A 14412-nucleotide genomic window follows, 5' to 3' on the forward strand; every position below is an offset into this window, starting at 1 on the left:
GGGCGCCACGACTCAGCCGGAGCGGGGCGCTGCCAGGCGGTGACAACCGCGAGCTGACGCAGCGACAGCCGCACTGGGGGCACGCCGTGTCAGGGGACGTCATTGACGCGTCAGGGGCCGTCATTGATGCGTCAAGGCTCCATCCACGCGCCCTAGCTCGAGGGATATCGTCGTGGCCTCTCTTGGAACGAGTCTTGCTGAACCGTGAATGAAGCTGTTCCCTGAGAGCCCATGTCCAAGAGAAGTGACCCGCGGGGCCGCTGGATGCATCGCCGTCCGCCCCTGCTCCTGCCGATGCTCGTCGGCCTCCTGTTGACGGGATCGTGCGCGAGGACGCTCCCCGAGGACGATACCCCGGACGAGTACACCGTGGAGAGCCCGCACGAGGACCTCGAGAGCCTCGTGTGGGAGCCGCGGTTCGAGCCCGACTACAACACCCTTCAGCCCCAGCCCTGGGTCGAGGTCGTCACGCAGACGCAGGCTCGCACCGTCGTCGTGAGGCCCGACTCGCTCGTCTTCCCGAAGGCGGAGAACCCCGAGGTGCGGCAATGGGAGCCCGGGCGGGTCGTGGTGTCGGCTCCGAGCGATGGCCCGGGCGCCAATCCCTTGGGCTTCGCCCGCAGGGTCGTCTCCGTCGCCGAGCTGGGTGAATCCCTCGTCGTGGAGACGGAGGCCGCCGCGCTCGAGGACATCGTCACGGGGGAGCTGCGGCTCACGTTCGACTACGCGAACATGGAGACCGTGGACATCTCGAAGCTCGACCTCGAATGGGCCGCCAGCCATTTGTATGTCGACGCGAACGTGATGTCCCCCAGCGTCGAGGGCAATCCGGACGATGAGCCCCTGCCCGGGGTCGAGGAAGAGAGGGCGCCGGCCCAGGTGAACGCCCTCTTCCTGGGGGCCATCTGGAATGCCATCTCCGCGGTGGGAGAGGCGCTGGGCGGCGCGGCGCTGGCGGTGGCCCACGCGGCGGTGGACGTCTGGAAGGCCGTGACGGTCGATGGAATCACCACGGGCGTGAACATCCAACCCGAGATCAAGAACAGCTACTCCAGCACCTTGTTCACGCTCAAGTACGAGAAGGACTTCAACGAGGCGGGAAAGAGGCCGCTCCAGCTCTCACTCCAGGGGAGCGGCAAGGCGGCCGTGTCCTATTCCTTCAACCCAGGCGCGCAGGTGGAGGTGAAGGTGCCCGCCATCCTGGCGGTGGGCGGAGCCGAGTCGACCAGCATGACGCTGAACGTGGACAGCAAGGCCCGCCTCAAGCTCGATGTCGAGGCCCTCGTGAACGCCACGATTTCGTCCGCGGGAGGAAAGAGCGGCAAGGAGCTCCAGGACAAGCTCGCGGAGCGAACGAAGTTCGCCGAGGAGGTCCTCACCCAGGCGAAGCTGAAGTACCTGGGCCATCCGGACATGCGGCCCGCGGGGGGCTGGAAGCGCAACATCCTCGTCACCAAGCCCGCGGTGCAGACCGTCCTCGTCGGGCCCGTGCCAGTCGTCTTCACCCAGACCATCCAGGTGGACCTCGAGTGCGGATTCGAGGCGAAGGCAGGCGTCAAGGCCACCTTGAGTCATGAGCAGAACGCGACCTTCAAATTCAAGGCGACCTACAAGAATGGCAAGCTGACGACCGAAGAGCCTGTGCTGACGAAGAAGAAGAACACCAAGGCGAACGTGACCGGTGAAGGCAGCCTGGTGGTCGTCTGCGGGCTCATCCCCCGCCTGAATGTGTATGTGTACGACGCGCTCGGGGTGAATGCCGGTGTCCGGGCGTCGTTGGTGGCCAGCGCGAAGTATGCGTCACGCTGCGTGGGGAACAAGGCCAAGGCGGACATCACCCTGGGGCTCGACGGCAATCTCGGCGTCCAGGCGGGTGGGCGGGTCCAACCGCCGGGGACCAGCTATGCGGGCTCCTCCGGAGTGGGGCTTGGATGGGACATTGGCCCCATCGAGCTGGCCAACGTCCAGTTCCCGCTCGTGGATCCGCTGAAGTTCACCCTGAACGATGGCCTGGGCTATTGCGCGGACACGTGCGGCAACAAGAAGAAGGATGGCTTCGAGACGGACGTGGATTGCGGCGGTGGCTCTTGCGGAGCCTGCGCCAAGGGCAAGGTGTGTTCGCTCAACTCGGACTGTGCGTTCGGGTACTGCAACGCGGGGAAATGCTCGGACGCAAACCACTGCGGCAACGGTGTCGTGGATGGGGACGAGACAGGCGTCGACTGCGGCGGCGCGCGATGCGGGCCCTGTGCGAACAAGCAAGGCTGCATCCGCTCCGAGGATTGCGTCTCCGGGTTCTGCAAGAAGTCCACGAGCTCCGGCATCGACTTCGGGACGTGCGTGCAGAACCACTGCAAGACTGGCGTCATGGACGCGGACGAGAGCGGCGTCGACTGTGGTGGGAAGGACTGCCCCAAGTGTGAGCTGAAGGCGCGCTGCTCGGTGGACGCCGACTGCACTTCGGGCGTGAGCGATGGCGTCTTCTGTGTCCCAAGCACCTGCAAGGACCGCCGGAAGTCCGCGGGCGAGACCGACGTGGACTGCGGTGGGCCCGTCTGCGCGCGCTGTGATAGCGGCAAGAAGTGCGAGAAGACCTCTGACTGCATGCTGCAAAAGGGCGGTTCCCACCTGTATTGCTCCCAGGCATTTGCCCCCCCGCTCGGGCCGCTCTGCATCCCCTCGCTGTGTGATGACGGAAAGGAGAGCTGGGACGAGTCCGACGTGGACTGTGGGGGGCCTTGCGCGCCTTGTGCCCAGGGCAAGAAGTGTCTCCGGCAGAGCGACTGTGGCGTGGGCCTGACGTGTGACGCGTCGACCTCGCCCCACCGCTGCGTGGCGTTCACCTGCGACGCGGGCAAGTACCTTGCCAATGACGTCTGTTCCGACGTGGGAGTCGGCTACTGGTCTCCCGCGAGCTCCAACGCCCGCAATGCCTGTACGAACGCCCCCGGGAACGCGGAGTATACGAGCGCGACGGCGACCCAGGCCGACTGTCCCTGGACGTGCAAGGCCGGCTACCGGCGCGACTCCACGGGCACGAGGTGCGTGGAGAGCAGCACGGCCCAGTTGCTCACGTGCGCGGCGGACGAGGTGGCGGTCGGCATCCACGGAAGGGCGGGCGCCTGGCTGGACGCGCTGGGGATGCGCTGTGCCCGCTTCGACTCTGGAGCCATCATCGGTGCCGCGACGAGCGCCACCGCGATTGGCGGCTCGGGCGGCACTGCCTTCATTCGGGACTGTGGGCCGGGCGCCGTCCTCCACAAGGTCACGGGTATCAATGGTTGGGCGGTGGGCTCGCCGAACCAGTCCTGGTGCAGTGAAATCAACCTCTCGACGATCGAGGTGTCGTGCAGGGACCTCCAGACAGGCGCCGTCGACACGCTGACCCCGGTGGGCGGCAGCGGTTCCTGCACCAAGGGCAAGGAGACATACTCCCTCCAATGCGGCGGCAATGGCGTGGTCCGCGGCTTCGTGGTGGATAGCGCGAACACCTCCACGTACGTCGGCTACATGCTCGACCTGAGTTGCCGCTAGGTACCCTCTGTAGGTCTCCGTCCAGAAGCCGTGCCAGCAAATCGTCGTGTCTCGTATGGTATATTGATGGGCTCCTCCTCCTTGACGGGTGGGGGGAGGGCGCTTTGAACTCGGTAGGGCCGACCCATCGGGGCAAGCCCACCCGTGCCGCCAGTGTTTGACTTTCACAGGGGGATTCATTCGAATGTTGAATCAAACTCCAGAGTATCAATCCTGTATCCAGAGCTCGGAGAAGGTCTCCTGGCGTCTTGATGACCTGCTGCCCAGGGACACGGTCCTGGACTTCAGCCACCGGTTCCTCTCGGATGCGCTGACGGGCGCGGAAGCCATTCCCTTCCTGAACGCCGAGGAGCGGCTGATGCTGAATCACATCCGCTCCAACAGCTATGCGCACCTGTTCCTGTTCCTGGAGGAGTACGCCGTGGCCCTGGCCGCCCAGCGCGCCAGCCTGGAGCTGCACGGGAACGCGACGCACATGCGCGCGCTCCTGCGCTTCACGGAGGAAGAGCTGAAGCACCAGCAGCTCTTCGCGCGCTTCACCGGCGCGTTCGCTCGGGGGTTCAAGGTTGTCCCCGGCCTGCTCGACAACCACGTCGAGGTGGCACGGGCCATCATGGCGAAGTCGAACCTGGGGGTGCTCATCTTCAACCTGCACCTGGAGCTGATGACGCAGCAGCACTATCTGGAGACGGTCCGCGGAAACAAGACCGAGACGCTGGATCCGCTGTTCTGCAACCTGCTCAAGCACCACTGGCTCGAAGAGGCGCAGCACACCCGGCTGGACTTCCTGGAGGCGCAGAAGATCCTCGCCCGGGAACCCGATGCGTTGGACGGGGCCCTCACGGAGTACGGGGAGCTGCTCCAGGCGCTGCGGGGGACGCTGAACGCCCAGCTCGCGCTGGATCTCCAGACACTGGAGAAGGCGGTGGGGCGCACGTTCACCCCGGAGGAACACAAGCACCTGGCCGAGTCCCAGGAGCGTTCGTATGTCTGGGGTTTCATCGGGATGGGGATGAAGGCGCCCCTCTTCCTCTCACGCCTGCGCGCGCTCTCCCCGATCGCCGAGCAGCGCGTCCTGGAGCTGGCGCCGACGTACTACTGTCATTGAGGCGGGCTTCCGGACCGCCGCCTCGCCGCAGCGGTCCGGACGGGCGCCCCTCTTTCGAGATTGGCCCCGTCTGGCTCGACCACGAGGGGGCCCGCGCGAGGTCACTCAGCCTGCCTCCGAGCCGACCACCTGACCTGCCACCTCGGTGCTCCGCTCCTGCGCGAGGAGGATCAGCTTGGACCGGCTGGGCACGGCCAGCTTGACGAAGACTCGCTTCAGGTGCGTCTTCAACGTGTTCAGCGAGCTGCCGATGTCTTCCGCGATGGTTCGGTTGTCCCAACCGTTCAAGACACGCTCCACCACGTCCAACTCACGAGGGGTGAGCCGCTTGCGCCACTCGGTGGGGACCTGGACGCTGTGAGACACCTCCTGGAACAACAGCGCCCAGGGTGTTCTCCCGGGATGGACTGGCAACCGGAGGAAGGTCACCTTCAAGCTTCGCCCCGGCCGGCGGAACGTCAGGACGTCCTGCCCGGAGATCAGCCGCTGTCCGGAGCGACTGAGCTGCTCCAGTGCATCCAGGAGGACCTGGGGCAGACCGAAACGGCCACAGGGCGCGTCGGGGAACCAGCGGTGGAGCAGCGCGGTGGAGTGGGGCGTGCGCATCAGCTCGGTGGCGGGAGGGCTCAGTACGATGCTCTCAAGCCCCGTATGACGGAAGAGCTGGTCCAGGAGGTCTCCCTGACGGGCCAGGTCCCCCAGCATGAGGCAGTTGCGAACCGTCCTGGCGAGGATGGGCGTCAGGCGCTGAAGAAAGGACTGCTCCTGCTCCGAGAAGGCCTTCCGGTTCTCCCGGTACAGGGTGAAGCCGCTGTGCCAGCCAAGCCCCATGTCCAGTGACACAGACAGGATGCGTTCCACCGGCATGTGCATCTCCCGGCAGTGCGCGTACATGGCGCTGTTCCGCATCGCCTGGCGTGACAGCATCTCGGAGTCCCGCAGCACGGTGTTGGGATGCTGGACCACCGAGGCACTCACGAAGCACTCGTCTGAAATCTCCGGGTAGCGGTCAAAGAAGACCTGGGGCATGTCCTGGACCATGGGCCAGTCGTATTGGCCGGGCTCACCGGGCCTGGATACGCAAAGTGCTCCAAAGTCCGCGGCCAGCACGCGCGACAGGATCCGGTGGGACTCCGCGAAGACCTCCTTCAAGTCGAGCGAGCTGGTCAGCGCGGTCATCACATCCAGGAGCACCTGCTCTCGCCGCGTGGAATCTGAAGGGCTCTTCACGCGCATGGCCTTCTCCTTGTCTGGGTCCAAGCATGGGCGCGACGTCTGAGATGAATTTACCATGCGTGGCGGGGTCACCCCTATGGGTGATGTCCGCCCCCGGCAGGTTCCCGTACGGTTCGTGAGCTGCATCCGGGTCCCACGCGCCAAGGCGTCTGGGGGGAAGCTCATTCGAATGACAGGGATGGAGCGGAAGCGTCACGGTGGAGTCGCGAAGCCCGGCGCGCTCATCGTCCACGGAGTGCGTGGCATCCATGTCGCCCCCCAAGCAGTACACCCTCCCGGTGTGGAATGGGAAGGGCTGGGTGCCCCTCCGCGCAGAACAGGGTGGAGGTCTACGAGAACCGAGCTGCTCTTGCCCGTGAGCTGGTGCTCACGGTTGATGACCCCGCTGTAAATCAAGGAGAGAGTCAATGCGAAATCAACTGTTTGCGTGTATTCTGGCTGTGAGTGTCATCCTGGTTGGCGCCAAGGCCGAGGCCATCCCCAATGGCTGGTACACGGTGGAGCTGAACAATGCCATCACCATGTACAACCAAAAGAACGAGCCCGTCTGGCGCGGCTACTTCGATGTCTGGGGGATCTGGCACGAGACGACCTACAAGCCCGCGGGCGGTAGCGGGAGGGAGCAGGGCGAAACGCTGGGCGACATCAAGAGCTCGGAGGGATACGTCTTGGCCGAGATCCCGAGGCGGGTGGGAGGAATCGTCGTCATCGACCCGTCGAAGCAAGATGTCGTCTATGAAGTCAGCGGCGGCGTGGAGGCTGGGACGATCGTCAAGATTCCCGCGGACAAACTCGGCGACGCCGTGCACCTGCTTGCCACGGTCGACGACAAGGGGGCGGCCCTCGACGTTGTGTTCTTCGGGCGGGCAGGCACCTGCAGCAGCAAGTCGTTCTGGATCAGTCGCTAGCTGCTCGCGGCGTTGTCCTCGCAGGTTCCCTGCTTCCAGGTCTCACCGCACAGGCCCCTTGACCCGGGCCTGTGCCCTTGATTCCTTCCGCTTCATGCCAACCTGGATGCGTGGAGTCAGCGGAGCGAACGGCATCAACCTCCACTACCTCCGAACCGGAGGCGCCAACCCTCCCATCGTCTTGCTCCATGGATTGATGGGGAGTGGCGCCTGTTGGACTCCGGTGGCGCGCGTGCTCGAAGGTGACTTCGACGTCGTCATGCCCGACGCCAGAGGGCACGGTGGCTCGAGCGCGCCGCACCACGGCTACGGGTACGACGCTCACGCGAGCGACGTCGAGGCCCTCATCCGCGGTCTGGCGCTCTCGCGTCCGGTGCTGCTTGGCCACTCGATGGGCGGAATGACCGCCGCCGTGGTGGCGGGTCGACGGGCAGGGGGCCTGCGCGGAGTCATCCTGGTCGACCCGACGTTCTTGAGCCCCGAGCGCCAACGCGAGGTGCACGACAGCGACGTCGCCGAACAACACCGCCAGGCCCTCGGCTTGCAAAAGTCCGAACTCGTTGCACAGGGCCGAGCCCGCAGCCCGCATCGCTCGCCCGAAATCGTCGAGCTTCTTGCCGAGGCGAGACTGAAGACCCACATGGGCGCCCTCGATGTTCTCACGCCGCCCAACCCCGGGTATCGCGACGTGGTGAGCGCCATGGACGTCCCCGTCCTCCTCGTCATTGGGGACCGCGGCCCTGTCGTCACGCTGGAGATGGCCAGGGAGCTGCGGAGCCTCAATTCACGGGTGCGAATTGAACAGATACAGGACGCCGGCCACGGCCTCCCGTTCGACCAACCCGAGCGCCTGGGCGCGGTGGTCGCGTCGTTCCTGCGTGAGCTGGCTTAGCGCCTGTTCCGGGAGGGTGGGAATGAAGCGGCCCGCTCCTTCGGCGTGGCGAGACGACAGCGAGCGGTCCGGTTCATGGGGCCGGACCGCATCGCCGGGCGTCGGTGTGCTCGCTACTTCGAGCAGGCCGTCACCTTGAACTCATCCTCGAGCCCCGAGGAGTAGGAGAGCGGGGCATAGGCACCTGCGCCTTTGTAGGTCCCCGAGAAGCCCACGTCGTCGTAGAGCCGGCAGAACCCGCCGTCGCTCGCGACGCGCACGAGCGCCGCGCCATGGGTGGACTGCGCGAGCGGGATGCCGAGGTCGTTCTTCTCGATCATCGTCGTGCCGGAGGTGCGGAGCTTCACCAGCGTACCGCCGAAGGACTTGACCTGCCCGGAGACCGGGCCATTGAGCTTCGCGTCGTTCGTCGACCAGGCCTTGGGGAAGCGATCAACCCGGCCCGCGGCGGCCAGGATCTCCTTGAACTTCTTCGCCTGGGCCTCGAGCGGCTTGAAGTGCTCGGCGCCAACGGTCACGCCCGCCGAGGCGGTGAGCTCGGCGAACTCGCTGGCGACCTGCTTGGCGTGCGCGGCGGGGTCCTTGAAGCGCGCGAGCCAGACGCTGGAGAGCGCGCCATCCCGCTCGAGCGCGGTGAGCGCCTCCTGGTCGACCTTGAGCTGGTCTTCAAGGCGCGCCTTCGCCGCGAGCGACACGTAGGTCTCGGCGATCTTCTGGTGGTTCCCGGCGAGCTCGCAGACCACCTTCGGCTGCTTCGCGCGCCCTTCGTCCTCGTAGTACTTCTGAATCGTCAGGTACTGACGGTCTTCGCACTCCTCGGCGAGGGCGGGGAGCGCGAGGATCGCCTCCATGTCCTCCCGGACATTCCCGAGCGCGCCTCGCACCTGTCCGTCGAGGGTCATGAGCCCGGCCTGGATGGCGGCGCCGTGGCGGTCACCGATGGTCGTGAAACGGGCGCGGCGCTCCAGATCGAGATCCCTCTCGCCGTGGGCCGCGTTCACCTCCTCGCTCGCCTTCTTCCACTTCGCCGTGGACTCAGAGAAGAAGGTCTCGAAGCTGGAGGTGTCCCAGTCCTTGTCCTTCTCCTTGATGCGCGCGATGCGGGTCTCGACGTCATCGAGCATCTTCGCGATCTCGTCGAGCGTATTGGAGTTCTTCCAGTCCGACCTCTCGAACTTCTTGGTGATGCTCTTCATCTTGACTTCGACCGTCTGGATGTCGACCTTGGCGGGGCTCTTGTTCGCGACCGAAGGCGCGGCGAACGCCGTGCTGGCCGTCGCCAGATGCATGACGGCAGCAAGAAGAAGGGCGGCGTGTGAGCTTCGGCTGGCGCTGCGCGCCTCGGATGAGGGACGGAAGTTGGATCGCTCACGCGACTGGGTCGACAAGGAGGGACTCCTGATGGTTGGGATTGCAAAGGGCCAGGGACAGCGAGCCAGCGCTTTCGCGCCCACCTCGTCGCTGTGGCGCAGTCATTCGAAGCCGGTGCTGGCCGTCGCGGAGATTAGCCACAGGAAACCCGCGTGTCAGTGAAATCCGTACGCAGAGTGATAAAATCCTGAGGACAGCCGACGTCCTCTTTGGGAGACAGGTAGCCCGCGTACGTGTCACCCCGGCACGCTTGTGCACGAAGGCCCCGCGATATTCATCGCGGGGCCTGTGTTGAACCAAAAGGCCCTGCCGGTCGGCAGGGCCTTTCAGGGGGCTCGCCGAACCAAGCCCTCGGCGAACCCGTTCTCGATGTCTCCAATGTCATCGCGGAGGACCGCCCGGAGTCTTTTCCCCACCGGCGCGGAGGTCGGTGGAGATCCAACGGTCCGGTGCCTCCTTTTTTCTCAGGCCTTTAGCGTCTACGGGCTGAACATGCCGGTGAGCACGCTGGCGCGGCCTCGAGGCAGCGAGCGCTTGAACGGGCTCGCCGCGAGGTCCGAGCCGGGCTGGTACCAGCTCTGGATCTCCGCGAAGTAGGTCTGGCCTGCCTGGAGCACGTCCGGGGGCAGGTACACGCTCTGGAGATCCGTGTGCAGCACCGCCACGCGCGTCACGGTGGTGGAGCCGTTGCTCACGCCGAGCCGGTAGATGTTCACCACGTAGTTCGTGGCCGTGCCGACGAGCGGCTTCGACCAGCGCAGCGAGGCGTCGGTCCCCACGCCCGTGAGGTTCTGGAACGCGCCGCGCGTGTTCACCTGGGGCGCCTGCACCGGCCCGACGAGGGGCTGCACGGGCGCGGCGGTGAACGCGCTCGCCTCCTGATCCACGCGGATGTCCACGCCCATGGTGTAGGGCGTCGCGGTGCCCAGCGCGTAGCTCTTCGTGAAGCCGGCGGCGACGAGCGCCACCTTCTGCCACGTCGCCGGGAGCGGGTTGTTGTAGGTCATGCTCCCCGTGACGATGTCGGTCCGCAGCGTGTCAGGATTGAGCTTCACGAGCAGTGGCGGCCCGCTGATGGACGCGAGCGCGGCGCCCAGCGCGGCCGGCCGGGCGGACATCCAGATCTCGTTGTATGTGCTGACCGCGTCGGGATTCACCTGGGTGCGCATGGCGTCGAAGGCCGAGCGTCTCCAGTCCACCGAGAAGGTGCCTGTCGCGACGGGCTGGGTGAAGGTTCCGCTGACAGTGACGGGCTGGCCTTCCACCTGGGTCACGCTCGTGTCGAGCACCTTGTGCATCGCGCGGTAGGGCACTCCATTCGCGCTCGTCTGCCACCGCATCTGCGCCAGCGAGAATACGTCCCCGCGGCCGCTGTCGAGCAGCACCGGGTTGAGCATGTTGGCGTAATTGAAGCTCAGCCCGGAGAGTGACGTGGCGCCCACCAGGGGGCGCCCCGTGGCGATGCTGTCCACGTAGCCGAACGCGCCTGGGTTCAACGAATACATGTCCAGGAAGTCCCCCGACTGCCAGGGAGACAGGCCGGTGGCGGACACCGTCACGGGAGTGGGCAGCGAGGCGAAGGTGCCATCGCGCCCCCACTCCGTGGAACCCAGGTCGAACGCGCGGCCGGTGCTCACCAGATAGCGCGAGCCCAGCTTCAGGTAGATGCGGCCAGAAGGGACGTTCGGCACGGAGATGGTGCCGTCCGCGGAGCCCGTGCCTGGGTAGGCCGTGAACGCCCCGGTGGTTGAGTCGCGCATGTATGCCACCACCGACGTGGCGGACTGGTCGTATGGCTTCGTCTCGTTGCCCGACGTGGCGACGAAGGTGACCGGGCTGGTACCGGTGACCTGGGTGACCAGGCCTTGGGTGACCTGGGAGGCCCCGTCCGCTGACACGGAGGAGTCCACCGCCTCGGCCTCATCGAGCCCCGCGCAGCCGCCCCCTGTCACGCCGACCAAGAGCCCGAGGGAAATCAAAGACAGTTTCATTGTGGAGGCAACCCTTTCGGCGACGCGCAGAATGGCGCCGCGCAGGGAGATTCATACTGGATCGGTCTGACATTTCCGGCAGCGCTTCGATTTCGACTCTCCCTTTGGGCTGTGAAAACAAACGCGCTTGTTGACAGGTGAGCCTGGGGCTGCGCGGTTTCGTGGCTCTCCCGCGCTTCTCGTGGACCGTCGACTCAAGCGGCGAGCAGCACGCCGCGACGTGGAAGATCGATGCGGGTGGGGTCCTGTCGCTGAAGCTCGAGGGGCTTGAGCTTTGTCATCTGGCCCTCGGTCTGGCGCTACTCCCGGGAGACGTCAGCGCGGCCCGGACCGCATCGCGGTCCTCAACCCCAAGGCGGGCCCGAGTGGATGCTGTGCTGCCGGAGCGCGGGTCTGAAGCACGGACGAGCTGGTGCGCGTGGTGAGCGAGACCTCTCCCAATGCCAGGCACCTGCATGATTGAGCGGATCTCGTGGGACATGCACGCGAATGTCACCCGCGACCATCGGCGCAAGAAGATGTCGGCGCTCATGGTCGTGGTGGCCGCCCGCCTGGACGCTCGCGACGCGCAGCAGGCGGCGAGCCTGCTGCTGCGCGTCGGTCCCGCTCGACGCGCAGCATGAGACCGGTCGAGAATCGAGAACGGTCGTTCAGACGCGCCGGCTACTGACGCACGAAGCCGCGCGGGTGGCTGCGCGCGGTGCTCGTGGGCCGCAGATTCGCGGACTCGAACTGCTCGTAGCGGAAGCCAGAGCCCGGCTCGAAGACATTGGCGGTCACCTCCCAGGCCGTGCCCTGACCGCTGGGGGCGGGCCTGCTCGGCGCCAGCGTGCTGGGCTGAGGGAAGTCGAAGGACCGCGCGCCTGCCTGTGCCTGCGAGAGATACACCCAGTCCCACGACATCCCTCGCGCGCCTCGACGCACGGAGATCAGCTCCGTGCCCGCGGGCGCGGTGAGCTGATACGCCCCCTCCGCGGCCGTTGGCACCGTCCCGGTGCCGCATTCACTCAGCCCCGGCGCCACGCCCCGGATGCCATCCGGTAGCGCCACCGCGCCGACAGCACCCGCGGGAGGATTGTAGACCCAGGTCGTCAGCGTCTCGCAGAGCGCTGCCCCCACGACCATCGCCTCGAGCGAGACGGCCTGCGTGGCGGGTGCGGACGCTGGGATGTAGGTCGCGGAGAACGTCCTCGACGTCCCGGCCGTGCTCTCCGCGGGGCCATTGGGCTGTGCGGGAAGTCCTGACTGGAAGCGAACCCCTCGCGCATAGCGAGCGTTGATGGAGGCGGGCCAATCCGCGGGAGTTACGAGGGTGCCTGTCGTCGTGGTCGTCGCCAGGGGCCCTGGCTCCAGCGCGATGTTCAAGGTCGTGTCCGCGACCAGGGGCCCCACCGCCCCCACGTCCTTGTGAGAATAGAGGCCACCCGACTCGTAGTAGGCATAGACGGAGAGCGGAACGCCCGCCGGCACCCCCGCGAGCTTGTAGCTTGCGACCCCACCCGTCAGCGCGACGTAGAACGTGGTCGCGCTGAAGCCGGTGGGGGCGACCACCCAGAGGGTGGCGCCACTGAAACCGCTCGTCACTCCGCCCGAAATCGTCCCCGACAGCGTGACGGTCTCCGCCGCGGACGACGGAGTGGCCCGCTGCTGCCACGCCGTCCCGTTGAAGGTCCACACCGTCCCGGTCCCCATGACGAGGACGAGGTCGCCTGTCGAGGGGTCCGTCTCGAGCTTCACCCCACCGCTGCTCGGAGGACTCCCCGCCGCGCCCTGCGCGGTGACCGTGGTCCACGCCCCCGCGCTGAACCGGAGCAGATCATTGCGCGCGGCACCGTTGGTCGATCCTCCGAAGAGGTACATCCCCGCGCCGGGCCGATAAGCCATCAATCCACCACGCCGGGCCGCTGGCAGCGAGGTCGCGCTCGCCCAGGCATTGGTCGAGCGGTTGTACGTGGAGCACGTCGCCAGGTCGGCGCCGATGGGCGCGCTGCTCGCTCCGCCGCAGAGCCACATGAGCCCGGAGCTCGTGTCGAGCGCGGCGGCGGCGAAGGCGCGGGCGGTCGGCAACGTCCCGGTGGGAGACAACTTGCCCCACCCCTGGGCATAGCTCCAAAGCTCGTTGTTGACGATCTGGCCGCCCTGCGAGCTTGTCCCGGAGGTGCCTCCGAAGAGCAAGATGCTGCCGGAGACCGGGGAGGCCGTCACCGCCGCGCCTGAGCGCACGGAGGGCCCCGGCGCCCCCACCTGCTGCCAGGTCCGAGTGGCCGAGTTGAACTGCCACGTGTCCGACAGCTTCGACCCCGTGCAGCTCTCTCCACCGAAGAGCACGCTGATGCCGCTCCCGCGATACTGGAAGGCGCCACCGACCCGCGCCGGGGGCGCCGCGGGCGTCGAGAGTCCCGGGACGCTCCACTCCTCCCAGGTCCCGGTCGCGACGGAGGTGAGCGCCACCGTGTCATTGAGACACCCCTTGGGCTGGTTCGCACCCGAGCCCTGTCCGCCGGTCATGATGAGGCCCCCCGCCTGCGCATCCCAGGTGGCGCTCGCGCTGCCGCGCGGCAGGGGCACCGGGTAGCTGGGGACGAGCAGCGTCACCCGCGAGGCATTCACCCGCGCCATCGTGGCGTTGGAGAGCCCCGCGCCGTTGGCGGTCACGTCCACGGTATCCGATACGCCATCCAGCCCCAGGCCGGTGAAATAGGCGCGCCCCGCCGCATCCGTGAGGGCCTCGCGCGCGGGCACGTACTCCACGCCATTCTTTCGCACCCGTACGCCCACGCCCTCGTGTGCGCGCCCATCCTCTCCAATCACGAAGACGGTCAGCGCGTCCGTGATGGGGCTGCCCTCCGGCTCCACGCCCACCGTGCCACTGGACCCGAGCGCCCGCGGAGCCACCACCTCCAGCGACAGCGTGGCCTGGGCCGTCTGCCCGTTCGCGTCCGTGACGACGACGTCCACCGCGTGGCTTCCCGCCATGCCGGGCGTGGGAATCCCCGAGAGGATGCCGGTGTCCTCATCGATGGAGAGACCCGACGGGAGTCCGGTGGCGCTCACCTGGAGCGGCGCGGTACCACCCGTCGCGAGGATCGCCTCCGCGACACCGGGGGCACGACGGTACGTCACGCCTTCCGTGGCCTGGGTGAGCTCCGTCGTGAGGATGGCGGGGGTCGAGTCCAGCGAGGCGACGGAGATGTCTGCCTTTGTCGACGCGGTGTGTTCGGGGGAATGGACAGCGGGGGACTCCATACAGCCTTGGCTCAGCCACGCGGACAGAAAGCCAAGGCCCAGGATACGGGCGGTGGTCATGAACGCTCCAGGTCACGAGGGACCTCTCTCAGCCAGGCCCTCCGATTCGAAGCGCTCCGACTCGCG

The 14412-nt window shown here is 66.8% G+C and carries 9 protein-coding genes; 5 read left to right on the plus strand and 4 right to left on the minus strand.

Annotated features, from left to right (window positions below):
* Window positions 1-231 precede the first annotated feature (231 nt).
* Both GTY96_RS05635 and GTY96_RS05640 read left to right on the plus strand, forming a co-directional pair.
* The gene (locus GTY96_RS05635; RefSeq protein ID WP_161664066.1) at window positions 232-3534 is read left to right on the plus strand and encodes a hypothetical protein; all 3303 of its coding nucleotides are present in this window, start codon (window positions 232-234) and stop codon (window positions 3532-3534) included.
* Window positions 3535-3718: 184 nt separating this feature from the next.
* Complete coding sequence (locus GTY96_RS05640) at window positions 3719-4642, plus strand: hypothetical protein (protein ID WP_161664067.1); 924 nt, start codon at window positions 3719-3721, stop codon at window positions 4640-4642.
* Window positions 4643-4747: 105 nt separating this feature from the next.
* Here the strand turns inward: GTY96_RS05640 and GTY96_RS05645 are convergent, their stop codons facing one another.
* Window positions 4748-5878, minus strand: a complete 1131-nt coding sequence (locus GTY96_RS05645) for a helix-turn-helix transcriptional regulator (RefSeq protein WP_161664068.1) — start codon at window positions 5876-5878, stop codon at window positions 4748-4750.
* Between the two features lie 407 nt (window positions 5879-6285).
* Between GTY96_RS05645 and GTY96_RS05650 the strand changes: the two genes are divergently transcribed.
* Together GTY96_RS05650 and GTY96_RS05655 are read left to right on the plus strand one after the other, a co-directional pair.
* Window positions 6286-6786, plus strand: a complete 501-nt coding sequence (locus GTY96_RS05650; RefSeq protein ID WP_143898966.1) for a hypothetical protein — start codon at window positions 6286-6288, stop codon at window positions 6784-6786.
* A 106-nt stretch (window positions 6787-6892) separates the two neighbouring features.
* Window positions 6893-7678: an alpha/beta fold hydrolase gene (locus GTY96_RS05655; protein ID WP_255441933.1), complete on the plus strand. Its 786-nt coding sequence runs from the start codon at window positions 6893-6895 to the stop codon at window positions 7676-7678.
* Between the two features lie 113 nt (window positions 7679-7791).
* On the opposite strand, the gene GTY96_RS05660 is transcribed toward GTY96_RS05655, so the two are convergent.
* Together GTY96_RS05660 and GTY96_RS05665 are read right to left on the minus strand one after the other, a co-directional pair.
* Window positions 7792-9066 carry a hypothetical protein gene (locus GTY96_RS05660; protein WP_235685348.1) on the minus strand — a complete coding sequence of 425 codons (1275 nt, stop codon included), beginning with the start codon at window positions 9064-9066 and terminating at the stop codon, window positions 7792-7794.
* Between the two features lie 462 nt (window positions 9067-9528).
* Window positions 9529-11040, minus strand: a complete 1512-nt coding sequence (locus tag GTY96_RS05665; protein ID WP_143898968.1) for an ABC transporter substrate-binding protein — start codon at window positions 11038-11040, stop codon at window positions 9529-9531.
* A gap of 455 nt (window positions 11041-11495) precedes the next feature.
* Between GTY96_RS05665 and GTY96_RS05670 the strand changes: the two genes are divergently transcribed.
* Window positions 11496-11663, plus strand: a complete 168-nt coding sequence (locus GTY96_RS05670; RefSeq protein WP_161664069.1) for a hypothetical protein — start codon at window positions 11496-11498, stop codon at window positions 11661-11663.
* A 40-nt stretch (window positions 11664-11703) separates the two neighbouring features.
* On the opposite strand, the gene GTY96_RS05675 is transcribed toward GTY96_RS05670, so the two are convergent.
* Complete coding sequence (locus GTY96_RS05675; protein WP_161664070.1) at window positions 11704-14346, minus strand: Kelch repeat-containing protein; 2643 nt, start codon at window positions 14344-14346, stop codon at window positions 11704-11706.
* Between the last annotated feature and the right edge of the window lie 66 nt (window positions 14347-14412).

This window comes from Corallococcus silvisoli, assembly GCF_009909145.1.
GTDB lineage: Bacteria > Myxococcota > Myxococcia > Myxococcales > Myxococcaceae > Corallococcus > Corallococcus silvisoli.

Coding starts and splice junctions, on each gene's coding strand:
- GTY96_RS05635 (WP_161664066.1), top strand. CDS start 232: ATGTCCAAGAGAAGTGACCCGCGGGGCCGCTGGATGCATCGCCGTCCG.
- GTY96_RS05640 (WP_161664067.1), top strand. CDS start 3,719: ATGTTGAATCAAACTCCAGAGTATCAATCCTGTATCCAGAGCTCGGAG.
- GTY96_RS05645 (WP_161664068.1), bottom strand. CDS start 5,878: ATGCGCGTGAAGAGCCCTTCAGATTCCACGCGGCGAGAGCAGGTGCTC.
- GTY96_RS05650 (WP_143898966.1), top strand. CDS start 6,286: ATGCGAAATCAACTGTTTGCGTGTATTCTGGCTGTGAGTGTCATCCTG.
- GTY96_RS05655 (WP_255441933.1), top strand. CDS start 6,893: ATGCGTGGAGTCAGCGGAGCGAACGGCATCAACCTCCACTACCTCCGA.
- GTY96_RS05665 (WP_143898968.1), bottom strand. CDS start 11,040: ATGAAACTGTCTTTGATTTCCCTCGGGCTCTTGGTCGGCGTGACAGGG.
- GTY96_RS05670 (WP_161664069.1), top strand. CDS start 11,496: ATGATTGAGCGGATCTCGTGGGACATGCACGCGAATGTCACCCGCGAC.
- GTY96_RS05675 (WP_161664070.1), bottom strand. CDS start 14,346: ATGACCACCGCCCGTATCCTGGGCCTTGGCTTTCTGTCCGCGTGGCTG.